Here is a 20,734-nt window from a genome sequence, read left to right as displayed (position 1 = left end):
TCCTTAGTTGCCAATGGCCCAGGCCGAGGCGGCGAGGCTGACGGCGGTGTCTGAGTTGGCGTAGTAGGTCACGCCGGTCTTGCTGGGGGTGTCGTGGCCAAAGGCTTGCACGGCGCTGCCGTTGCCGACGGAGCGGTCGGTGATCTGTACGCCGAAGCATTCGTTGGGGAAGGCCAGCGGGAAGGTCCAGGTGCCGGAGGTGGCGTTGCCGCTGAGGGTCGTCCACTGGAACAGGAAGCCGCTAGGGAGCCTGATGCGGCCACTGGTACCGAAGGAATAGGTGAAGGCGTTGACGATGGTGGACGAGTTGTAGACCTCGCTCCAGTCATTCCACGCGCCTGTGCCCTTGGTGCGCATGAACATGACATTTGAGGTGGTGCGCCAGGCGACCTGCAGGTAGTTCGAGGTGTTGCCCTTGATGGTGAGCAGCACGCCGTTGTTGCCGAAGGGGGCATTAGCGGCGCCAGAGAAGAAGGAGATAGAGGTGGTGAGCACGGTGTCCAGGTCGCTCGTGCCGACGTTGACGGCCACGGCACCCAGGCCGATTGCGGTGAGGGCGGCCTGGATGAAGGCGGTGGTGGCGAGTTGGGTGTTGTCGGTACCGAGGGCTGCCGTTGGGCCTGTTGGCACGCCAGTGAGGCCGGGCGAGTTGAGCGGGGCGGCACCGAGGGTGGCCAGGGCGGCAGCCGCGTTGGCATCGCCCAGCAGGGTGCGGGCGAAGGCGGTGAGGTCGCTGGTGGCGAAGGTATCCGAACCGGTGGCGTAGATCAGTTTGTTGGCGGTGGTTGCCAGCCCCGCCAAGGCGGTAAGGGTGGCGTCCAGGGGTTGGGCGCCGAGTGTGGTGCGCGCTTCGGCCGCACTGGCATCGCCCAGTAGGGTGCGGGCGAAGGCAGTGAGGTCGGTGGTGGCGAAGGTGTCCGCCCCGGTGGCGTAGATCAGTTTGTTGGCGGCGGTGACCAGGCCAGCCAGGGCGGTAAGGGTGGCGTCGAGCGGCTGCTTTTCGTCCTGCAGCTTTTTGCCCATGGCGGCGGTGAGCGCCTGGGTCTGGCTGCTGCTGGTGAGGGTGTTGACCAGCTGCACCAGGCCGGCACGCACCAGGCTGGCGGTGAGTGAGGCGAGGCCTGCCGGGGTGACAGCGCGGGCGCCGTCGGTGCCGGTTTGGGTTTCCAGGGCGGTGGCCAGCTCGACCACGCCTTGCACCTCGGTGGTGGCGGGCGGGTTGATGAAGGTGATGTCGCCGAAGGTGAGGCTGGTGGCGTCCAGGCTCTCCAGGATGATGTCGGTGGCCAGCAGCAGGGTGGAGGCGCCGGCCTTCTGGATGATCCAGCCGGCGGCGGCGAGCTGGGAGTAGACGGCAATGAGGGTGCCGCTGCTGCTGTAGAGGCCAAACTCGCCGACGTTGTAGGCGTCTGCGCCTTCGTCTTTGATCATGACGTGGATGGTGTCGTCGGCCACGGCCAGGCCGGCGATGGTGGCCAGGCGTTTGACCTCGGCCTGCAGGGTGAGCTGCTCTTTGTCTGGCGTGTACTGGCCGGTACCGACGCCGACTTCGCTGATGACGACGGGGCCGGTGCCGGTGTTCTGGGCGTTGATGATTTCTGCCCGGCCGGCGTCTGTGATGGTGATGTTGAGCGGCATCAGGTGGCCTCTGTGAGTTGCAGTCTGCGATAGATCACGGGGCGAGCGGCGCCTTGCAGGCCGAGCCCGCCGGTGGCCGACAGGCCGAGGGTGAGGGTGAAGTGCGAGCGCACGGGCTTGGTGCGCTCGATCTCCTTGATGATGTCTTGCTGGTAGGCGGCGGTATTGGGTACGCCGGCGCCAAGGGTGAGCACGACCTCGAAGGTGTGCGGGGTGCCCATTGGGCTCAGCTGCCACCATTCGCGCAGCGCCAGGCCGCTCCCGAACGAGCTGACCACGTCGCGCACGGATTTGGCGGTGCCTTTGCGCCGCTGGATTTCTACCGCTGCCTTGATGCGCGCACGTTTTACGCTGAGCGGCCAGTAGGGTTGCCAGTTGTCCAGGGACAGGGACCAGGCCAGCCAGGGCAGCAGGCTTTCGGGGCAGGTGTCGGGGTTCCACAGCTCGCGCAGGGGCACCGGCAGGCCGGCGAGACGCGCGGTGGCTTGCTCCACGGCGCGCTCGGCAGCGCTGGCGTTGGGCGGCAGCAGGCTGGGCACGTTACTCATCCAGGCCCCCGTCGGTAAGGCTTATGGCGGAGCAGTAGGAGGCGCTCTGGCGGTCGACCACCAAGTTGGCGGTTGGCGTGGTCAGCTCCACGCGCTGCACGCCGGGTTGGTGCAGGGCTGCGTAGATGCCGGAAATGGTCACGTCCAGGCCCAGGCGGTGCTGGCCGGTGGTGTAGGCCTCGATGGCGGCCTGGGCGTTGGCCATGATCACGGCGCGATCGGGGCCGGCGTAGAAGTGCAGGGTGGCTTCTACCTGGTAGTCGAGGATGGTGGCGCCCTGAACGGTGACGAAGTCGGTGAGCGGGCGAACGCTCTCATCGGTGAGGGCTGCGTCGACGGTGGCTAGCAGTTCGGGGCTGGCCGTGCCATCGGCCTCGCGGGACAGCACGGTGATGAGCACCTCGCCAGGCTCTGGGCTGATGGCGCTGGCGTCGAGCACCAGGCCGTCGGCGCTGAGGGCATGGAACACATAAGCGCCCTCGGGGCCGGCGGTGCTGAGGCCCTCCAGGGAGAGCTGGATGCGGTAGCGGTAGTCGTCGTCGCTTTCGTAGACCGCTGCCACGGGCGGGACGGCGACCAGATTGGCCGGGGTGATGAGTAGGCGGGTGACGCCGAACAGGCTGCCGAGGTTCTCCAGATCGGTGCCGGTTGAGTAGGGCAGCATGACGGCGCGGGCGGCGTCGTTGACGCGCTGGCGTAGCACGGTTTCGCGGTAGGCGGCGACCTGCAGGATTTTGATGACCGGTTCGGACTCCAGCAGGGCGTCGAAATCGGGCATGCGCTCGATGAAGTCGGCCAGCATGGCGGCGTAGACCTGCTCGAAGTCGAGCTCTTCGATGACCTTGGGGGCGGCTACCAGGGCGAGGTTGATGGCGGTGAATTGGCTCATGCCAGTGCTCCCAGCTGTAGCGGCACGCGCAGGTTGAGCGGCTCGTTGCTGTCGGTGATGGTGCCTTCCAGGTCGAGCACGGCGGCGCCAGGCTGGTCGCCCAGGCTGAGCTGCACGCGGCTCAGGCGCAGGCGCGGCTCCCAGCGCATGAGGGCCATGGCGGTGGCGGCGTAGGCCTGCAGGCGGGTGGCGCCGTTGTGGGGCCAGTCGATCAGGTCGGGCAGGTTGCTGCCGTACTCGCGGCGCATGACTCGGCTGCCGATGGGGGTGGTGAGGATGTCGGCAATCGACTGCACCAGGTGCTGGCGGTCGGTGATGGTGCGGCCGGTGGCGACGTTCATGCCGGTCATGGGACGGGCACTCCGGTCTGGCTCGGGCCGGTCTGCACGCCAGTGTGCTTGTGTCCGATGAAGCTGATGGCGCTGGGGCCGGCGACCACGTCTTCGCTGACGGTGACGAGGCCGGTGATGTTGACATCGCCGAGGATGGTGATGCCGCCAGTGGCCTGCAGTTCGGCCTGGCCACCGTCCGGCAGGATGGCCAGCAGACGCTTGGCGATGCTGTCGTACTCGATAACGGCGCCGTCGCGGTAGGTGCGGCGGTGCAGGCCTTCGCGGTCGCCGTTGGCCGGGATCAGGTCAGAGAAAAGGCCTGTCAGCGCCACGCCCTGGGCGAGGTTGCCGGATGGGCTCAGCAGCACCACCTGCTCGCCGACGGTGGGCGGGTCCCACTCGCGGTCGGCACCGGCGCGCAGGTTCAACCAGGGGCGCCAGGCGGTGGTGATGTTACCGCTTTTAACCTGGACGCGAGGCGGCTGCATCTGGACCGCTTCGATGGTACCGAAGCGGACGATGTTTTCGAGCAGGCGGGCAAGGTCGGCAATGTTCATGCCGCTGATGCTGCAGCTCGCGCGCGCGGGGCGCACGGTGCTGAGCCTGTAGCGCGGGGTGCTACAGGGTGAGGTCAGCGGGTGAGGTGTTCCAGGAGCTGGTCGCGGATCAATTCCAGGTCGGCAGGTGTGAAGCCAAGCAACTCGCGGCGCTCGTACTGCACGTCGGCTTGGCCGCGCTCGGGGCGGTCGCGCAGGCCGTACTGGTGAACGCGGGCGATGCGCGCCACGCGGCCCATGAAGCCAATGGCGATGGCGTCCGGGGTGCCCTGTAGCTTGAGGTGCTTGGCCTGGCGCAGCTTGGTGAACATCTGCCGCTTGATGCGGCCCCTCTTGGCGCGCAGCTGGCGGGGTTTGCGCGGGGCAAAGGCGCTGCCGTCCGGGTTGCGCTGGGCGGCGACGCGCTGCTGCTGGCTGCGGCGCAGTTCGCGGCCGATCTGCTGGTTGAGCTGGCGGCGGGCACCGGGCTCCAGCTTGGCGAGCAGGGCGCCGGCCCAGTCTTCGAGGGCGCGCAGGTTGTCAGCCATGGCGCACCGGATGCGGGCTGGAGATGTCGCCGCCGTCCTGGGCGGTGCTCTGCCACTCGGCCAGCAGCATGCCATCGGCGAACAGCTGCCAGGTGCCCGCTTCCAGGAAGGGCTCCAGCTGGGGTTCGTCTGGATGGGTGACGTCAAGGGCGCCTGTTGCCTGCTTTTTGACGATGACGCGTTCGGTCAGCGGCAACTTGATAGAGAGGTCGACCTTGCTGTTGTCCAAGACGTCAGCCTCGAAGGCGATGGCGGTCTTGCCCTTCTCCTGGTTGGCCAGCAGTTCGTGCTGGTTGACCATGACCCAGGCGAGGAGGGGGATAGCGACGGCATCTGGGTGCCCGGCGAAGTCGGTAAGGATGACGTTGAGGGTGTAGCTGTACTCGAACGACAGCCCATGGGCGGCGGTGCTGCGGATGGTGCCGTTGTCGATGAACACCAGCAGACGGTCGGGGTTTTTGTGCAGCTCGGGCACGGCGGCGAGCAGGTGGGCGCGCAGGGAGTTGGGCTTGTTCATCGCTGGGTGCTTCGTGCGTTGTGGTCGACGATGATGTCCACCTTGGCGGCACATTCGCCCCAGGCGGCCATGAGGTAGTCGGTGTCGTCGCTGAGTTCGCCGTTACTGCCCGGCGCCGCCGGGGCCAGCGTGCAGCGCGTCACGACCGGACAGCCACTGACGGTAACCTGCGGCTCCGGTGATGGCGGGGCGCTTGTGCAGGCGGCGAGCAGCATCAGGCAAAGGCTGAGCAGCCCAAGTCGCATGGGTTGGGTCTTCACGGCGGCGTTCCTTCTTCTTGAGCTGATCGGTGGCCTGGGCCTGGCGTAGGTCGCTGAGCGTCTGCTGCAGGGCGAGCTGGTCGAGGCGCTGGGTGGCGACCTCGCCGGTGAGGCGGGCGATGGTGGCGGCCTGGCGAGTGTTGCGTTGCTGGGCGGTTTGCAGGTGCTCGGTGGCGAGATCGGCCTGCGCCTGCGCGGTGTCGATGCGCTGTTGCTGCATCCAGATCAGCAGGCAGAGCGCGCCGACCAGGGCGAGACCGTAGGCGAGTTGGCGGGCGGTGGTCATGCCGCGCGCTCCTGCTCGCCGGCGAACTGCGCATAGGCCCGGGCGAGCTTCACGTCATAGAAGTTGCGGGCGTAGTTCGGGCCGTTGTAGCGGCGGGCGAACTCGGCCCATTTCTTACCCTTGAGTGCCTTGTGCAGGGCGGGGTCGGTTTCGATGAAGGTGACGAAGGCGTCGAGCTGGGCGGCCTCGCTCAGGGCCATGGTGTCCGCGAAGTGCTGGGCATCCAGGTAGCCGAGGCGCTGCCAGTGGTAGCCCATGATCTGGAACAGACCCCAGCTGGCGGACTCGAGCGCGGCGGTGGCGTGGATCTGCTGCGCCTGGGCGAGACGCTGATGCTCGGCGGTACCGCCGATGTAGCCGCCGGACTTGCGGTTGACCAGGGCGGGATGCTTGGCGGCCAGTGCGTCCGCCTGTGCGGCGCTGACGCCATGGGCCTGCAGGCGCTCGAACATCACGTGCCGCTCGAACAGGATCACCGGGCGTCCGTTGCTGGCGAAGCCCTCGCCGCGGCTCTCCACCTGGTTGACTGCCATGACGCTGGCCAGCGGTACGCCGAGGCGGTCGGCGGCCTGCTGGAGGTCCTGCCGCTTGAGGTAGCGCGAGGTGTCGTAGCCGTTGAGCGCAGCCATTGTCTTCGGGCCCGCGACGCCATCGTCCACCAGACCGGCGCGGCGCTGGTAGGCGGCCACGGCGCGCTCGGTCTGCTCGCCGAAGTCGCCGTCCACGGCTACAGCGAAGCCGGCCAGCGTGAGTGAGGCCTGCAGGTTGCGCACGGCGAGGCCGCGCGAGCCGATGATCAGGAGTTCGCTCATACGCTTTCCACCTTACGCTCGAACAGGCGCTTGGCTCCGGCGCGAACGCCCTCTGCGCCGATCAGGCCGATGATGCCGCCAAAGAACGGGGCGTATTCCTGCGGAATGCCAAACAGCGCCAGACCATTGCTGGCAGCCAGGGTGATCAAGCCGCAGACGACTGACTCGATGGCGATGCGGCGCAGCGATCCGCCGCCAAGCATCAGCCGCGAGCCGGCGATGGCAGCGGACAGGCCTGCCGCATACAGGATCGGGTAATTCTCCTGGAGCCATGTGGCGAGCCAGGCCATTTCGGGACGGTCATGCATGCGTTTCATTCCACTGTCCGCTGGGCGTGAGGGTGTTGATGTGCTGGACCACTTCGCCCAGCTGAGCCGGGCTGTAGCGTTGCGGCATGGGGAAGCCGAGCGCGGCGGCGCAGAACTCGCTGCAGAACCAGCGACGCCGGCTATGCAGCCCGACCGGCAGCAGCTGGCTGCCGAACAGGCCGAAGAAGTCGTAGCCCTGACCGGCGTTGGCGCGGAACACACGGGCGATCTGGCGATAGTCAGCCCAGGGCAGCGGGATGAGGTCCCAGTGTTCGAGGTTCAGCTCGATGTGCTTGGCGCGCACGCCACCGTCCATGGCCGAGGCGGACAACCAGCGGCCATCGGCCAGGACCAGTTCGCAATGGCTGTACTTGGAGCGCGTCCAGAGGCGGACCAGGCGGTTGAACAGCGTGCCGCGACCCTTGTAGAGGGCGAGGTAGATCAGTCCCATAGGTTCACCACTTGGCGTTGTTCGGCTTGCGGGGCGGCATCCGGCAGGGTGACGGCGGTGCCGTGGGGAATTACGGGGCCGAGATCGGCGAGACCGGGGTTGGCGTCGAGGACGGCCTCGGTGACTCCAGCGGTGCGGCCGTAGTACCGCCAGCAGATGGCGTCGACGGTGTCGCCCTGGTTGGCGATCACGGTGGTCATCAGAGCAGCTCCACCGTGGTGTGGCTGATGCCGAGGATGCTGCGCAGGGCGTGGCGCGCGTCGCGGCGCAGCTCGTCGATGTTGGTGCTGTCCTCGGTGGCCTTCTGCTCGCCGCTGTTGGTGGCGTCGAAGCTGCGGTAGCGCTCGACCAGTTCGGCGGTGGCGCGGCAGTAGATGGTGCGGCGGTAGAGGTGCAGCAGCTGGCTTTCGCCCTTGATCTGAGGTGCCGGCACGTCGGACAGGGTGAGGTGGCCCTCTTCAGTACGGGCGCGGCGGTATAGGTCGAGTTCGCGGTTGGCCTCGATCATGGCGTTGATCGCGGCAACCTCGATGCGCTCGGGGGTGACGCTGGCGTCCAGGCGCATGGCGGCGCGCAGGTCGAGGCAATCGATCGCCGGCCAGAAGGCGTCGTTCTCGATCATGTGTTCTGCGGTGGTGGTGCCGGTGGCGATAAATCCGCTCATGCCTATCGCTCGAATGGGTCGGCGGTGGTCGGGACTTCACGACTAGGCCAAGGAGAAAACCTGTCGATCCGCCCCGAGCCGCCGGGTGCGTGGGGACGCTCAGTTAGCGGAGGGTTCGCCGGTGCCGGTGCTGGCATCCGGAGCGCCCTGGTCGGCTTCGGCGCCCTTGGCCTGGTCGGGCTGGGGCTGATCGTCTGCCGGGGGCTCGTCGGTACCGGTATCGGTAGGCGCACTTTCCGCGTGTTTCTTGAGGAGGCGCTCGGCGCGCTCCAGATCCTTCTTGCCACCGCAGCTGTTGTGCAGCTCGATGGCGCGTTTGAGCAGGTCGATGCCGAACTGCAGCCAGGCCCGTTCGTCCTGGGTGAGCGCTTCGGCGTCGTAGTTGAGATGGGCCAACTGGGCGCGTCCTTGGGCGAGAACCAGCTTCGCGCGGGCCTCGTCTGGCATGTCCTGGTCGGCGGTGAGCTCGGCGGTGCGGTTGAGGGTCACCAGCGGGAAGGTTTTGCCGGCCTTCTGGGCGTTGAGCGCGGCAGTGGCGACTTCCTCGGCTACCAGGCAGCCGGTGGTGCGGTTGAAGCGATCCGGCATCACCAGCTGGTGGCGCAGCACGTACTCGGCGATCTGCAGGCCGCCGTCGAAGTCGCTGGCGTCGAAACGCCAGACCATGACGGTGACCAGCACGTCGTCCTGGGCGCCTTGGCCTGCCGCGAGTACGCCCTCGATGTAGGGGACGTAATCCGGCAGCAGCTCGGCCTTGAGCTTCGCCTTGCCTTCCGTGGACTGCACCTGCTTGAGGCGGAACTGGTCTTGCTGCAGCTTGGCCAGCATCACCTCATAGCCGGTAGCGCCATCCATTAGCGCGGCGGGGGCGGCGGCTGCCGCCTCCTGGGCTGCGCGCTTGCGCAGCTGGTTACGTTGGGCAAGGGTCAGGCTCATGGCTTAGACCTTCTCTACGTTTTCAACCAGGGCGACCAGGCCGAGGTCTTCCACGACGTAGGCGTCGTTGGAGGACTGGTAGTCTGCGATGCGGTCGTACTCCGGCTCGTCCTTGAGGTGGCGGCGGCGGGCGCCTTCCTGCCAGTAGATCGACAGGTTGCTCAGGGTGGTGACCAGCACGGTGCCATCCGGGAAGTAGGGGGCGTCGACGATCGGCAGGCCGCCCAGCCGGGCGCGGGTGACGATCTCCTGTGCGGCGTTCTCTTCCTGGTTGGAGGTGGCGCCTTTCTCGACCGCGGCCAGCAACTTCTCGTGCATCAGGTTGCGCGAGACGATGACGATCAGGTCAGGGTGGCTGCGGTGCCACGGGTCCAGCATCTGGACGGCATCGAAGACCAGACCATCGAGGGTCTTGTAGTCGCCGGCGGCGCCGACGGTGACCTTGCCAACGGTGGCGCCTTCGTCGAGCACGCGATCCGGAGCCTTGGTGCGAATCTTCTGCAGCCAGCCGATGTTGACGTCCTGGCGCAGCGGGTAGGTTGCCGCGTTGGTGGCCGCGGCGGCGGAGACGCCGTTCCAGCCGATCATCAGGCGGTCAAGGGCCTGCCGCTGGGCGATGGCCGCAGTGAGGCGGGTCTGGAAGTCCGGGAATTTGGCCCAGGCATCGAGCAGCACGTAACGGAAGGCGCTGTCGAAGTTGGTCTGCTTGCAGGTGTAGTCGTCCTTGGACAGAGCCTGATGCTCGCCAGGGTTACGGCGGTTGCCGCCTGCGGTGTCGGTACGGCTGGCGATCGGGCCGTTGACGCCCAGCAGCAGGGCCTCGCCCGACTGCTCCATGACGCCGATGACGTTGATGCGGCCGAGCAGCGCGGTGGATTCCTGGATGGCAGTCTCGAGGTTCTGCTGCACGCTGGGCTCGACGTTGAACTTGACGGCGGCGCTGTCGACGCCGTTCAGCTTGGCTACCTGTGCCAGGTAGCCGTTGTAGGCGATTCGGGTTTCGTTACGCATGGTGTGCTCCGAGTGGGCGCTGGTGATGGGTCAGAACTTGGCCAAGGCTTTGCCGTCGCCGCCGGTGGCGGGCGGGCGCTGCTGTTGGCTGTGGTCCTCGGTATCGCTGAGGCGCGTGACCAGGTCGGTCAGCTCGGTTTCGAGCTTGTCGACCTTGGCGCTCAGCTCCTGGCGAGCCGTCTGTTCTGCGGTGAAGGCTTCGCCCTGCTCCTGAGCGTGCGAGGCGAGGGCCTCAACCGCTTCGGTCAGCTCGGAGAACTGGGCGTCGTCCTTGACAGCTTTATCCTTGCTCTTGCCGAGGGCTTCCATCACACGGGAGAACAGGCCGGCGACCTTGCTCTCGCTGTCGGTGACTTCCTCGAATTCGAGGGCAACTTCGATGGCCTCGGAGAACAGGTTTTCCGGGTCATTCTTCCGTGCCTTGAGGGGGTTGGCGTCGGGGTGCTGGGCGCTGAAGGTGAGCATCTCGGTACCCAGGCTGGCCGGGGTATCGGTAACGGCGATGCCGTCCAGGTAGGCGCGACCGGTGTCGGCGAACTTCGGGCGGATCTCGATGCTGGTGAAGATCTTCTGCCGTGCCTTGTTCAGGGCGATGAGGTCGGCGGTCGGCTCGATCTGGGCGAACAGGGCCAGCTTCTTCTTGCCGGCAATCTCGACTTCTTCGGTTTTCAGCGCGACGACGTCGCCGTAGGCCTTGAACGGGCCGTCCGGCAGTAGGCTGCGGAAGTGCTCCAGCCAGACCCGGGCGCCGTAGGTGTTCGGGTTGTAGGTTTCGGCAGCATCCACCAGCCATTGACGTTCGATGGTGCGGCCGTCGGTGGTGGCGCCTTCGACGGCGACGCGGAAGAACTTGCTGCGGTACTTCTTGGCGGTGGGGTTGTTTGCGGCCATGGGGCTTTCCTCAATCCGGGGCTATGGGCCTTTCGTTGAGGGCATGGTCGGCACCCGGCGGGGGCGCGGCAACGCGGCTGGCGTGTAGGACAGAGCGATACAGGACGCGCCGGTAGGGGCTCGCGCGCGCGAGCGGCAGCATCGGCGCCATGAACGCTATCGTCGAACTCCCTACCGATCACCGCCGCCACGCCAAGCACCTGTATTGGCAGGGCTATCGCGTCTGCGAGATCGCCGAGCTGCTCGGCGAGAAGGAGAAGACGCTGCACAGCTGGAAGGCCCGGGACGAGTGGGACCGGGCTACGCCGTTGGAGCGCATCCAGGCGGCCACCGAGGCCCGACTGGTGCAGCTGATACTCAAGGAACCGAAGAGCGGCTCGGATTACAAGGAGATCGACCTGCTCCACCGGCAAATGGAGCGGCAGGCCCGAATCCAGCGCTACCAGGACGGCGGTACCGAAACCGACCTCAACCCTGAGCTGGCCAAGCGCAACGCCGGGGAGAAGCGTAAACCCAAGCGCAACGACATCACAGAGGAGATGGTCGAGAAGCTCGTCGAGGCGTTCCTCGACGGATGCTTCGACTATCAGAAAGACTGGTACCGGGCGGGCAACCAGCGCACGCGGGCCATCCTCAAGAGCCGGCAGATCGGCGCGACGTTCTACTTCGCCCGCGAGGCGTTGATCGATGCGCTGACCACCGGGCGCAACCAGATCTTCCTGTCGGCCAGCAAGGCGCAGGCGCATATCTTCAAGGCGTATATCCAGGCCTTCGCCCGCGACACGGTCGGGGTTGAACTCACCGGCGACCCGATCATTCTGCCGAACGGCGCCGAGATGCACTTCCTGGGCACCAACGCGCGCACCGCCCAGGGCTATCACGGCAATTTCTACTTCGACGAATTCTTCTGGACGTTCAAGTTCAACGAGCTGAACAAGGTGGCCAGCGGCATGGCCATGCAGAAGCAATACCGGCGCACCTATTTCTCGACGCCCAGCTCGATGGCACACGAGGCCTATTCGTTCTGGACGGGCGAGCGCTTCAACAAGGGCAAGCCGGCGGCCAAGCATCTCAAGCTGGATGTGAGCCACGACGTGCTGCAGCAGGGGCGGCTGTGCGAGGACCGGATCTGGCGGCAGATCGTCACCATCCTGGACGCCGAGGAGCGTGGCTGCGACCTGTTCGATATCGACGAGCTGCGCCTGGAGTACGACGCGGCGGCCTTCCAGAACCTGCTGATGTGCCAGTTCGTCGACGACGGGGCGAGCATCTTCCCGCTCAATCTGCTGCAGCCGTGCATGGTGGACAGCTGGTCGGTGTGGACGGACTACCAGCCGATGGCCATGCGGCCGTTTGCCGATCGGCAGGTATGGGTGGGCTATGACCCGGCCGAGTCTGGCGATTCCGCCGGCCTGATCGTAGTGGCGCCGCCGCTGGTACCGGGCGGCAAGTTTCGCGTCCTGGAGCGGCATCAGTTCCGCGGGATGGACTTCAACGCACAGGCCGAGACGATCCGCCAGGTGACGCGCCGCTACTGGGTGACCTACATCGGCATCGACACCACCGGTCTGGGCAGCGCGGTGGCGCAGCTGGTGCGTCAGTTCTTCCCGGGCTTGAAGACCTTCTCCTACAGCCCGGAGGTGAAGACGCGCCTGGTGATGAAGGCTTGGGACGTGATCAGCAAGGGCCGGCTGGAGTTCGACGCCGGCTGGACTGACCTGGCGTCGTCGCTGATGGCCATCCGCAAGACGGTTACGCCGGGCGGGCGCCAGTTCACCTATACCGCCGGGCGCAACGAACACACGGGCCACGCCGATCTGGCTTGGGCGCTTTTCCACGCACTGCACAACGAGCCGCTGGAGGGCCAGACCGTGGCCAACACCGGCATCATGGAGATTTATTGATGAGCAAACGTCGCAACCGTAACCAGCAGGTGGCCACCACTGACCAGGTGCGCGAGGGCGAGGTGCTGGCCAATGGTGAGGGCGGTCAGTCGATGGCCTTCACCTTTGGCGATCCGATGCCAGTGCTCGATGGCCGCGAGATCCTGGACTACCTGGAATGCTGGGCCAATGGCCGCTGGTACGAGCCGCCGGTCTCGCTGGACGGGCTGGCGAAGTCGTCGAAGGCGAGCGTCTATCTACAGTCGGGCCTGATCTTCAAGCGCAACGCGCTGGCCCGCACCTTCATCCCGCACCGGCTGCTCAGCCGGGCGGCCTTCGAGCAGATCGTCATGGACTGGGGCTGGTCGGGCAACCTGTACCTGGAGAAGCGCGACAACATGCTGCGCCAGGCGATCGGCCTGCAGCCCTGCCTGGCGAAGTACATGCGGCGCGGTACCGACCTTGCGACCTACTACCAGGTGCGCGGCTGGAAGGACGAGCACGAGTTCAAGACCGGCAGCATCTGCCACCTGCGGGTGGCGGATATCAACCAGGAGGTCTACGGCCTGCCGGAATGGCTGCCCGCCCTGCAGAGCGCGCTGCTCAACGAGAGCGCCACGCTGTTTCGCCGCAAGTATTACCAGAACGGCAGCCATGCCGGCTTCATCCTGTACATGACCGACGCGGCGCAGAACGAGGACTTCGTCACCGACCTACGTAACGCGATGAAGAACAGCAAGGGCCCTGGCAACTTCCGCAACCTGTTCATGTACGCGCCGAACGGCAAGAAAGACGGGTTGCAGCTGATCCCGATCAGTGAGGTGGCGGCGAAGGACGACTTCGGTGCGATCAAGAACATCAGCCGCGACGACCAGCTGGCGATGCTGCGCATCCCGCCCCAGCTCATGGGCGTCGTACCGCAGAACGCTGGGGGCTTCGGATCGATCCGGGAGGCGTCCCAGGTGTGGGCCGTCAACGAGCTGGAGCCGGAGCAGGCTCGGCTGGGGCAGATCAATGACTGGCTGGGGGAGGAGGTGGTGCGCTTCCAGCCGTATGAGGTACCGGCGCAGGCGTAAGCTGACTACAGCGTTGCACACCGGCGCCTCGGAGAGGCGCAAAGTGGTTTCGGTAGCACTCGCGTCAACCGTGCAGTGGCGTCGCAGCAACCCGCAACAGGACTTTCATATCATTTTCTAGTTTCGAGTAGTCATCGGTCCACCCAAGCGCGTCGAGGACATCTTTCGCAAGAGAGCGGAAAGGGTGAGTCATTTGGAAGCGGTCTGGATTTTTCTCATGCAGTTTTCGGAACGTCTCAACCCATGAGCTGCGATAGCGGCGGTCGATCACCTTGCCGTCTGAATTTAGGTCCGGTTCCAGACGCGTATCTTCGTAGTGCATGGCTTGATTCCGGCCGTGCCAGATCAGGTCCCTAACGCAACTACATGAAACCGATCTGCCCGCAGGCGCCCTATTTAGCGGGTCTTCATATCCCATCGAGAGTGCTTGTTTAGCAATCTGGAGTATCGCTCCTGCTGCTACACCAATCAGCACCTCTCCTGTCTCCAGGCCGTTCAGATTCCCGCGCAGCTTCATCCGGGTGCGATCCAACCTGTGGCCGGCATCGGTCACGCCTTCGAACAAAGCCAAAGTCTCTTCGTTTGAGTGCCGTGAGTTTTCCAGCCCCTTTTGCATCTCCAGTTGCGTGTTAATCGAAATGTGCAGGTCCAGCAGCATCCGTTGGGCCCGGTTGAAGTAGGTGATCGCCGCCTCATTCATGGTTGCTATTTCCTTCCTAGAGCGCAGTCAGGCCATCTTGGCTAACTGCTCGCCCACTGTCGAACCGGCAATGGTCTCCGTCAATATCCTCACTCGCCCGCATCTGCAATCTCCAACCGGACCCGGCGCGCGCGCTCGTCCCCCCGCCACGCCCCCGGGCTAAATGTGTCGTTTTTTCTGCGCGCCTGCGGACAGCTGTACGCGGCCCAGGCAGTGGGCTGGTGGATGGGTATGAGGTAGAGCAAAACCCTGCGTTTCCCTGCAGGAAGAGCGGTTCTGGACGCTCCCGAGCTGTGTCCGGGGTATGGGCTTATGGGGGGCGATTTTCAGAAAGAGTAATTTCTGCAATCTGCCTGCAGACCGACCCTAGAGGCCGCGTCGTTCGGGGGGTCTGAGATTACAAAGGGAGGTAACCTAGAGGTAATCAAAAAGGTAATTTTTTATAAGCTGCTGATTTTGAAGGCTTTTTTAGAGGCCCGATATCACCCTATAAAAGAGTAACCAGATTACCTTTATGTTACTTGGAAGTTACCTTTTGCCATCGCCGGAAAAGTCTTGCAGATCAGGGCTTTGCGCCCGTTTCCCGGTCGATGTTACGGAAATTACTCTTTTTGCAGACCCCCCCACTACCTGAGAAAACAGCCTCACGTGTGGGGCGCGTGCGCATGTACGCGACGGTTCTGCTTGTTACGTGGCTTGTTACGCTAGCCTGCGTCGGCATCAGCCTTTATAGGGCTGGAAGCCTTGGTATTCGTGGTGCCGGCACCAGGAGTCGAACCCGGGACCTACTGATTACAAGTCAGTTGCTCTACCAGCTGAGCTATACCGGCAAGTGAGGGTCGCCATTATATCCATTGCGGGCGGCGAGTAAACCGTTAGCTGACGGTCACTTGCGCTGGCTTATTCAGGCCGCTTCACATTTGCGCGTTATCGGTAGCGCTCGGCCAGCAGGAGGATGTTGCGCGGCGTCAGTTCGCTGGGGCAGAAGGTGCCGAGGCGCACGCGGTAGCCGTGCTCCTCCAGCAGCAGGGCGCGGTCGAGCAGTAGCCAGAGTTCCAGCGGGCGGCGGAACAGGCCGCGTACCAGTTCGAGATTGCGTACCTCGGCGAGGCGTTGCCAGCCGGCCCGCTCCAGTGCGGCCCAGTCCTGCTCGCCCGGGGCGGGCAGTTGCTTGAGGGCGGCCAGGTCGCGGCAGTAGTCGGCGAAGTCCTTCTTCAGCCAGGCGCTCGGCAGCGAGGGCGTCGGCAGATAGTCGTCCTGCTGGCGCAGGCGCCGCTGCAGCAGATCGAAGCCCAGCCGCCAGGCCATCGACTGGTCGCGATTGCGCCGTTCGCGCGCGCCGGCGGTGACGGTTTCGCTCAGCGGCAAGCCGAGGTCGTCGCGGCTGAGTTGCAGTGCCGTGGCCCGGCCGGCTTCGGAGAGCGGCACGTAGATCTCGTCCCGGGTGCGGTTGTAGCAGCAGGGGGCGATGGCGATCTGGCGACAGCCCTTGGCAACGCTCAGGCGCAGCAGGCGTACATGCAGATCACCGCAGGCGTGCAGCGCGACGGGGGTGTGCGTGGCCTGTAGCTGATCGCCAGCATCAGCTGCGAGCACGTCCTGGCAGCGGTGCCGGGCCGGGATGCCGAGCCGCTCGCTCATATGAGCGCCTGCCTGCACCAGCGTTTCATCCCATTCCAGGCAGGTCAGCGCGGCGCCATTGCGGGCGAGATAGCGACCGAGATGGCCCTTGCCGGCACACCAGTCCAGCCAGTGCGTCGGTGCTTCGGCGAACCGTAGGCGGGCGCCGAAGGCCTGAATCTGCAGGGCCTTGCGGCCTGGCACGTCCACCGCGTGGCGATGGTCCATGGCTGACGATTCGCCGGCGGGCAACGCGTCGAGGTGGCTCAGCTGGTCGGCGAGGTCCGCCAGTTCAGCAAAAGGCGCGGGTGCGCCGAGTGTCGTTGGCTGGTTGTGTACGGCCTCGGCATCGGCCAGCGAGCGGCCGCGCAGCCAGGCGGCCAGCTCGGGGTGCTCGGCTTCCCACGGCAGCGTGTGGCAGACGAACGGCCGTGGCCGCCAGAGCGACTGGTGCGCAGTGAGGAAGCGGTCCAGCGCCTGGAAGCGCTCGAGCAGGTTGGGGGCGGCGGACATCGGCGGGGCCGGCATATGAACAGGCGCCGATTGTAGCGGGAGCGCCTGCCATAAAGCACAACGCCCGTCGAGGACGGGCGTTGTGTCGAACTACTTGCCGTAGACCTGTTCCGGCAGCCAGGTCACCAGGCCCGGCCACATGTACGCAACCACCAGCATGCCGATCTGGATCATGATGAACGGCAGCACGCCTTTGTACATCACGCTGGTAGGTACGCTGCGTGGCGTGACGCCGCGCAGGTAGAACAGCGAGAAGCCGAACGGCGGGGTGAGGAATGACGTCTGCAGGTTGATCGCAAACATCACACCGAGCCACACCGGGTCCAGGCCCATGGCGAGCAGGATCGGGCCGACGATGGGCACCACCACGAAGATGATCTCGATGAAGTCGAGGATGAAGCCCAGCAGGAAGATGACCAGCATCACCACCAGGAAGGCGCCAAGCACGCCGCCAGGCAGCGAGTGCAGGGCATCCTCGATCAGCGCTTCACCACCGAAGCCACGGAACACCAGGGAGAACAGCGAGGCGCCGATGAGGATCAGGAACACCATCGAGGTGATCTCGGTGGTGCCGAAGGCGACCTGCTTGAGCTGGGCGAAATTCAGCTGGCCCTTGGCGATCGACAGCACGGTCGCGCCAAGTGCACCGATCGCCGCAGCCTCGGTTGGGGTGGCGTAACCGGCGAGAATCGAGCCGAGCACCGCGGTGATCAGCGCCAGCGGTGGCAGCAACGCACCGATCAGCTTGCCCCACTCGATCGGACCCAGTTCTTCCTGCGGCAGCGCCGGCAGCTTCTTCGGTTGGAATATCGCCACGGCGATGAGGTAGAGGATGTACAGCCCGACCAACACCAGGCCTGGAATCAGCGCGCCGACGAAGAGGTCACCGACCGAAACGGTCTTCGGCGAGAAGATGCCCATCTTCAGCTGTGCCTGCTGGAAGGCGCTGGACATCACGTCGCCGAGCAGAACCAGGATGATCGAGGGCGGAATGATCTGGCCGAGGGTGCCGGTGGCGGCCAGAGTGCCGGTAGCGATGGCCGGGTCGTAGCCGCGACGCAGCATGGTCGGCAGCGCCAGCAGGCCCATGGTGACCACGGTGGCACCGACGATGCCGGTGCTGGCCGCGAGCAGCGCGCCGACCACGCAGACCGAAATCGCCAGGCCGCCACGCAGGGTGCCGAACAGTCGCGACATCGATTCCAGCAGGTCTTCGGCAACGCGCGATTTCTCCAGCATCACGCCCATGAAGACGAACAGCGGCACGGCCAGCATCGTCTGGTTGTTCATGATGCCGAAGATGCGGTTCGGTAACGCGTGCAGGTAACCCACGTCGAACGAGCCGGTGACCACGCCGATGCCGGCGAACAGCAGTGCCATGCCACCAAGGGTGAAGGCGACCGGGTAACCCGACATCAGGGCGAAGCAGATGCTGATGAACAGCAGGATGGCCATGATCTCACCCATGCTTCACCTCCTGCTCTGCTTCAGGCAGGCGACCGGCCAGGCGGTAGCCGGCCTTGATCAGATCGGAGATGCCCTGCAGGGCGAGGCTGGCGACCAGAAGCAGAATGATGCTCTTCTGCAGGTAGACGAACTTGAGCCCGCCGGACTCGTTGGAGCCCTCGTACGTCGCCCAGGAACTGCTGACGTAATCCCAGCTGTTCCAGCCGAGAAACAGGCACACCGGCAGCAGGAACAGCAGATGGCCGAGGCCATCGACGGCGGTCTGCCGGCGGCTGCTGAACTTCTGATAGAAGATGTCGACGCGGACGTGGCCGTTGCGTTGCAGGGTCCAGGCGGCGGCGCCCATGAAAACGAGCGCATGGCCGTACATCACCGCTTCCTGCAGGGCGATTGCGCCGATGCCGAAGCCATAGCGCAGTACCACCACGATGGCGGTGCCAATGACGAGAAACAGGGTGATCCAGGCACATAGCTGGCCGAGGCGCATGTTGAACGCATCGATGAGGCCAGCCACGCGCAGCAGGGGCGGGGGGCTCTGGGACATTGGTAGTCCTTCTTAGTAGACGCAAGGTTGGCGGGAGGCGTCGATTCTTGCAGCACTGGCGCGTTGCAGCAATCGGCCTACGACTTTTAGCTTATGCGCTAGGCTTGAGGCGCCGGAGGCTCTAATGTTAGTCGAGCCCGAAGTGGCGTATGCATTTCCGGCGCAGGTTTCGCCGTGCGAGCCAGCGCTCAGCCTGAATCAGGCGCTCGAAACGGAACGAAAGGCGCAAGGCGATCCGGCAAAAAAGCGTAGCCTTGCCGTTGCGCAATAAGAACAAATAACAAGGAGTAACCTCATGAAACGTCGTGACATTCTCACCGCCGCTGGCGTAGGCCTGGCGGCCACCGCACTGGCCGGCTGCAACGACAAGAGTGAAAAGCCGGCCGCAGGCGAAAGCACGCAGGCCAGCGAGCAGCAGACATTCAACTGGAAGATGGTCACCTCCTGGCCGAAGAACTTCCCGGGCGTAGGCGTCGGGGCGGAGAACTTCGCCAAGCTGGTCAACGAGATGAGCAACGGTCGGCTGACCGTCAAAGTGTATGCCGCGGGCGAGCTGGTTCCGGCTCTGGAAGTCTTCGACGCGGTGTCGCGCGGCACGGCCGAGATGGGTCATGGCGCTCCCTATTACTGGAAAGGCAAGGTGCCGGCGGCGCAGTTCTTCTGTGCGCTGCCGTTTGGCCCGAACGCGCAGGAAATGAACGCCTGGCTGCATCGCGGCGGCGGCATGGAGCTGTGGGAGGAGGTCTACAAGCCGTTCGGCGTGCTGCCGATGGCTTGCGGCGCCACCGGCGTACAGACTGCCGGCTGGTTCAACAAGGAAATCAACTCGGTCGACGACTTCAAGGGTCTGAAGATGCGTACCCCGGGCCTGGGCGGCGAAGTGCTGACCAAGATGGGCGGTACGGTGGTGAACATGCCGGCCGGCGAGATCTTCACCGCTCTGCAGACCGGTGCCATCGACGCCACCGAGTGGATCGGCCCGTACAACGACCTGGCGCTGGGCCTGCACAAGGCATCCAAGTACTACTACACCCCGGGTTGGCAGGAGCCGAACGTCACCTTCGAGCTGGACGTCAACCTGAAGGCTTGGGAAACCCTGCCGGATGACCTCAAGGCCATCGTCCGGGCCGCTGCCCGTGCGGTTAACGGCGACATGCTCGACGACTACAACGCCAAGAACATGGAAGCCATGGAGCAGCTGCGCGAGCAGGGCGTGGAAGTCCGACGCCTGCCGGACGATGTGCTGGCCCGCCTGAAGGAAGTCGCCGCCGAGGTGGTCGATGCCTCCGCCAACGCCGACCCGGTTGCCGCCAAGGTGTGGGAACAGCAGAGCGCCTATCTCAAGCGGTTGTACGAGTACGCCGAGCTGAACGAGAAGGACATCTACAACATCCGCGGCTGATAGATACCCCGGATGCGAAAACGCCACACCGGCAACGGTGTGGCGTTTTTTTTCGCCCGAGCTCCGCGCGTTGGAGGAGCGATCAGCCTTCCAGCGTCGCGTTCAGGCTGATGCGTGCGTTGAGCACCTTGGACACCGGGCAACCTTCCTTGGCCTGGTTGGCGATCTGCTGGAACTGAGCGTCGTTCGCACCCGGAATGCGTGCCTTGAGGGTCAGGTCGATGGCCGTGATGCTGAAGCCTTCACCATCCTTGTCCAGCGTCACCTCGGCGTGGGTCTCGATGCGTTCGGCGGTGAGGCCGGCCTGGCCGAGCATCATCGACAAGGCCATTGAGAAGCAGCCGGCGTGGGCCGCACCTATCAGCTCCTCCGGATTGGTCCCGGGCGTGTCCTCGAAGCGGGTATTGAAGCCGTAGGGGTTGTCCTTCAGCGCGCCACTCTGGGTGCTGATGGTGCCCTTGCCGTCTTTCAGGCCGCCTTGCCAGACGGCCGAAGCGCTCTTCTTCATGAACTGTCCTCCGGATATGGGTTGCGGGTTTGGCACGCCGCTCAGCGCGGCTGTTCGGCCGCCAGGATGGCAGTTGCCAGCTCCATGTCGCTGGCTCGCAGGTCGGGCTGCTCGCGACGCATCTGCTGCAGTGCGGCCTCCAGGTACGGGCCGCGGATCTCGCCATTGCTGGCGACGAAGCTGCCGGCATCCTCGCGCGCTGGAACGACGAGCTTGTTGTCCTTGAAGGTCAGGTAGGTGGACGCGGTGGTCGCGCCGGAGGAAAGGATGTCGCGCACCAGGCCATCGGCCATGGCCGTGCCCAAGGGTGCCAGGGCGAGGGTAAGCGCCGCGAGTCGTATCTTGCGCATGAGCGGAAACCTCTGTGCTGTCGTCCTTCCTGAGAGTGCGCGAC

The 20,734-nt window shown here is 65.1% G+C and carries 24 protein-coding genes, 1 tRNA gene and 2 pseudogenes; 3 read left to right on the top strand and 24 right to left on the bottom strand.

Annotated features, from left to right (window positions below; genetic code table 11):
* Positions 1 to 3: 3 nt before the first annotated feature.
* The 17 genes and pseudogenes from NAO55_RS20895 to NAO55_RS01855 all read right to left on the bottom strand — a co-directional run bounded on the left by NAO55_RS20895 (position 4) and on the right by NAO55_RS01855 (position 10,627).
* Positions 4 to 1,638: a gp53-like domain-containing protein gene (locus tag NAO55_RS20895; RefSeq protein ID WP_102839377.1), complete on the bottom strand. Its 1,635-nt coding sequence runs from the start codon at positions 1,636 to 1,638 to the stop codon at positions 4 to 6.
* The gene (locus NAO55_RS01930; RefSeq protein WP_102839378.1) at positions 1,638 to 2,186 is read right to left on the bottom strand and encodes a phage tail protein I; all 549 of its coding nucleotides are present in this window, start codon (positions 2,184 to 2,186) and stop codon (positions 1,638 to 1,640) included. Before NAO55_RS01930 ends, NAO55_RS20895 begins: the two co-directional genes overlap by 1 nt.
* The gene (locus NAO55_RS01925; protein ID WP_102839379.1) at positions 2,179 to 3,075 is read right to left on the bottom strand and encodes a baseplate assembly protein; all 897 of its coding nucleotides are present in this window, start codon (positions 3,073 to 3,075) and stop codon (positions 2,179 to 2,181) included. Before NAO55_RS01925 ends, NAO55_RS01930 begins: the two co-directional genes overlap by 8 nt.
* The gene (locus NAO55_RS01920; protein WP_102839380.1) at positions 3,072 to 3,425 is read right to left on the bottom strand and encodes a GPW/gp25 family protein; all 354 of its coding nucleotides are present in this window, start codon (positions 3,423 to 3,425) and stop codon (positions 3,072 to 3,074) included. The genes NAO55_RS01925 and NAO55_RS01920 overlap by 4 nt, the downstream gene beginning before the upstream one ends.
* Positions 3,422 to 3,964, bottom strand: a complete 543-nt coding sequence (locus tag NAO55_RS01915; protein WP_102839676.1) for a phage baseplate assembly protein V — start codon at positions 3,962 to 3,964, stop codon at positions 3,422 to 3,424. The genes NAO55_RS01920 and NAO55_RS01915 overlap by 4 nt, the downstream gene beginning before the upstream one ends.
* A gap of 74 nt (positions 3,965 to 4,038) precedes the next feature.
* Positions 4,039 to 4,491, bottom strand: a complete 453-nt coding sequence (locus NAO55_RS01910; protein ID WP_102839381.1) for a phage virion morphogenesis protein — start codon at positions 4,489 to 4,491, stop codon at positions 4,039 to 4,041.
* Positions 4,484 to 5,008 (bottom strand): phage tail protein, encoded by a 525-nt coding sequence (locus tag NAO55_RS01905; protein WP_102839382.1) that lies wholly within the window; start codon positions 5,006 to 5,008, stop codon positions 4,484 to 4,486. Before NAO55_RS01905 ends, NAO55_RS01910 begins: the two co-directional genes overlap by 8 nt.
* Positions 5,005 to 5,196: pseudogene (gene lysC / locus NAO55_RS01900) on the bottom strand (Rz1-like lysis system protein LysC); the annotation flags it as partial. The pseudogene lysC and the gene NAO55_RS01905, both read right to left, overlap by 4 nt.
* Positions 5,111 to 5,554, bottom strand: a complete 444-nt coding sequence (lysB, locus tag NAO55_RS01895; RefSeq protein ID WP_102839383.1) for an Rz-like lysis system protein LysB — start codon at positions 5,552 to 5,554, stop codon at positions 5,111 to 5,113. The gene lysB and the pseudogene lysC, both read right to left, overlap by 86 nt.
* Positions 5,551 to 6,366 carry an N-acetylmuramidase domain-containing protein gene (locus NAO55_RS01890; protein WP_102839384.1) on the bottom strand — a complete coding sequence of 272 codons (816 nt, stop codon included), beginning with the start codon at positions 6,364 to 6,366 and terminating at the stop codon, positions 5,551 to 5,553. The genes lysB and NAO55_RS01890 overlap by 4 nt, the downstream gene beginning before the upstream one ends.
* Positions 6,363 to 6,683, bottom strand: coding sequence for a phage holin, lambda family (locus NAO55_RS01885; RefSeq protein WP_176698477.1), 321 nt, complete (start codon positions 6,681 to 6,683; stop codon positions 6,363 to 6,365). The genes NAO55_RS01890 and NAO55_RS01885 overlap by 4 nt, the downstream gene beginning before the upstream one ends.
* On the bottom strand, positions 6,667 to 7,125 hold the full coding sequence (locus NAO55_RS01880; protein ID WP_197932488.1) for a hypothetical protein: 459 nt from the start codon (positions 7,123 to 7,125) through the stop codon (positions 6,667 to 6,669). Before NAO55_RS01880 ends, NAO55_RS01885 begins: the two co-directional genes overlap by 17 nt.
* Positions 7,116 to 7,325 (bottom strand): tail protein X, encoded by a 210-nt coding sequence (locus NAO55_RS01875; protein ID WP_045158032.1) that lies wholly within the window; start codon positions 7,323 to 7,325, stop codon positions 7,116 to 7,118. Before NAO55_RS01875 ends, NAO55_RS01880 begins: the two co-directional genes overlap by 10 nt.
* A complete protein-coding gene (locus NAO55_RS01870; protein WP_102839385.1) occupies positions 7,325 to 7,789 on the bottom strand; it encodes a head completion/stabilization protein in 465 nt (154 codons plus the stop codon). The genes NAO55_RS01875 and NAO55_RS01870 overlap by 1 nt, the downstream gene beginning before the upstream one ends.
* Positions 7,790 to 8,017: 228 nt before the next feature.
* Positions 8,018 to 8,725: pseudogene (gene gpM, locus NAO55_RS01865) on the bottom strand (phage terminase small subunit); the annotation flags it as partial.
* Between the two features lie 3 nt (positions 8,726 to 8,728).
* Positions 8,729 to 9,736, bottom strand: coding sequence for a phage major capsid protein, P2 family (locus NAO55_RS01860; protein ID WP_102839387.1), 1,008 nt, complete (start codon positions 9,734 to 9,736; stop codon positions 8,729 to 8,731).
* 30 nt (positions 9,737 to 9,766) lie between these two features.
* Entirely contained in the window at positions 9,767 to 10,627 is an 861-nt protein-coding gene (locus NAO55_RS01855) for a GPO family capsid scaffolding protein (protein ID WP_102839388.1), read from the bottom strand.
* Between the two features lie 149 nt (positions 10,628 to 10,776).
* Here NAO55_RS01855 and NAO55_RS01850 point away from each other — a divergent pair, with 149 nt between their 5' ends.
* On the top strand, positions 10,777 to 12,531 hold the full coding sequence (locus tag NAO55_RS01850; RefSeq protein ID WP_033996967.1) for a terminase ATPase subunit family protein: 1,755 nt from the start codon (positions 10,777 to 10,779) through the stop codon (positions 12,529 to 12,531).
* A complete protein-coding gene (locus NAO55_RS01845) occupies positions 12,531 to 13,586 on the top strand; it encodes a phage portal protein (RefSeq protein ID WP_102839389.1) in 1,056 nt (351 codons plus the stop codon). The genes NAO55_RS01850 and NAO55_RS01845 overlap by 1 nt, the downstream gene beginning before the upstream one ends.
* 64 nt (positions 13,587 to 13,650) lie before the next feature.
* On the opposite strand, the gene NAO55_RS01840 is transcribed toward NAO55_RS01845, so the two are convergent.
* From NAO55_RS01840 to NAO55_RS01820, 5 genes are all read right to left on the bottom strand, one after another.
* The gene (locus NAO55_RS01840) at positions 13,651 to 14,286 is read right to left on the bottom strand and encodes a hypothetical protein (RefSeq protein ID WP_102839390.1); all 636 of its coding nucleotides are present in this window, start codon (positions 14,284 to 14,286) and stop codon (positions 13,651 to 13,653) included.
* Between the two features lie 754 nt (positions 14,287 to 15,040).
* Positions 15,041 to 15,116: transfer RNA gene (locus NAO55_RS01835), tRNA-Thr, on the bottom strand.
* A gap of 97 nt (positions 15,117 to 15,213) precedes the next feature.
* Positions 15,214 to 16,419: a methyltransferase gene (locus NAO55_RS01830; RefSeq protein WP_102839678.1), complete on the bottom strand. Its 1,206-nt coding sequence runs from the start codon at positions 16,417 to 16,419 to the stop codon at positions 15,214 to 15,216.
* A 90-nt stretch (positions 16,420 to 16,509) separates the two neighbouring features.
* Positions 16,510 to 17,886 (bottom strand): TRAP transporter large permease, encoded by a 1,377-nt coding sequence (locus NAO55_RS01825; protein WP_102839391.1) that lies wholly within the window; start codon positions 17,884 to 17,886, stop codon positions 16,510 to 16,512.
* Positions 17,879 to 18,430 (bottom strand): TRAP transporter small permease subunit, encoded by a 552-nt coding sequence (locus NAO55_RS01820; RefSeq protein WP_102839392.1) that lies wholly within the window; start codon positions 18,428 to 18,430, stop codon positions 17,879 to 17,881. The genes NAO55_RS01825 and NAO55_RS01820 overlap by 8 nt, the downstream gene beginning before the upstream one ends.
* Positions 18,431 to 18,725: 295 nt before the next feature.
* Here NAO55_RS01820 and NAO55_RS01815 point away from each other — a divergent pair, with 295 nt between their 5' ends.
* Complete coding sequence (locus NAO55_RS01815) at positions 18,726 to 19,832, top strand: TRAP transporter substrate-binding protein (RefSeq protein WP_102839393.1); 1,107 nt, start codon at positions 18,726 to 18,728, stop codon at positions 19,830 to 19,832.
* 82 nt (positions 19,833 to 19,914) lie between these two features.
* Here NAO55_RS01815 and NAO55_RS01810 read toward each other — a convergent pair whose 3' ends face one another.
* A complete protein-coding gene (locus NAO55_RS01810) occupies positions 19,915 to 20,340 on the bottom strand; it encodes an OsmC family protein (protein ID WP_063541536.1) in 426 nt (141 codons plus the stop codon).
* Between the two features lie 41 nt (positions 20,341 to 20,381).
* Positions 20,382 to 20,690, bottom strand: a complete 309-nt coding sequence (locus NAO55_RS01805; protein WP_102839394.1) for a DUF2388 domain-containing protein — start codon at positions 20,688 to 20,690, stop codon at positions 20,382 to 20,384.
* Positions 20,691 to 20,734: the final 44 nt, after the last annotated feature.

This window comes from Stutzerimonas frequens, from assembly GCF_024448335.1.
GTDB lineage: Bacteria > Pseudomonadota > Gammaproteobacteria > Pseudomonadales > Pseudomonadaceae > Stutzerimonas > Stutzerimonas frequens.
This window is presented reverse-complemented; position numbering and strand designations above follow the sequence as displayed.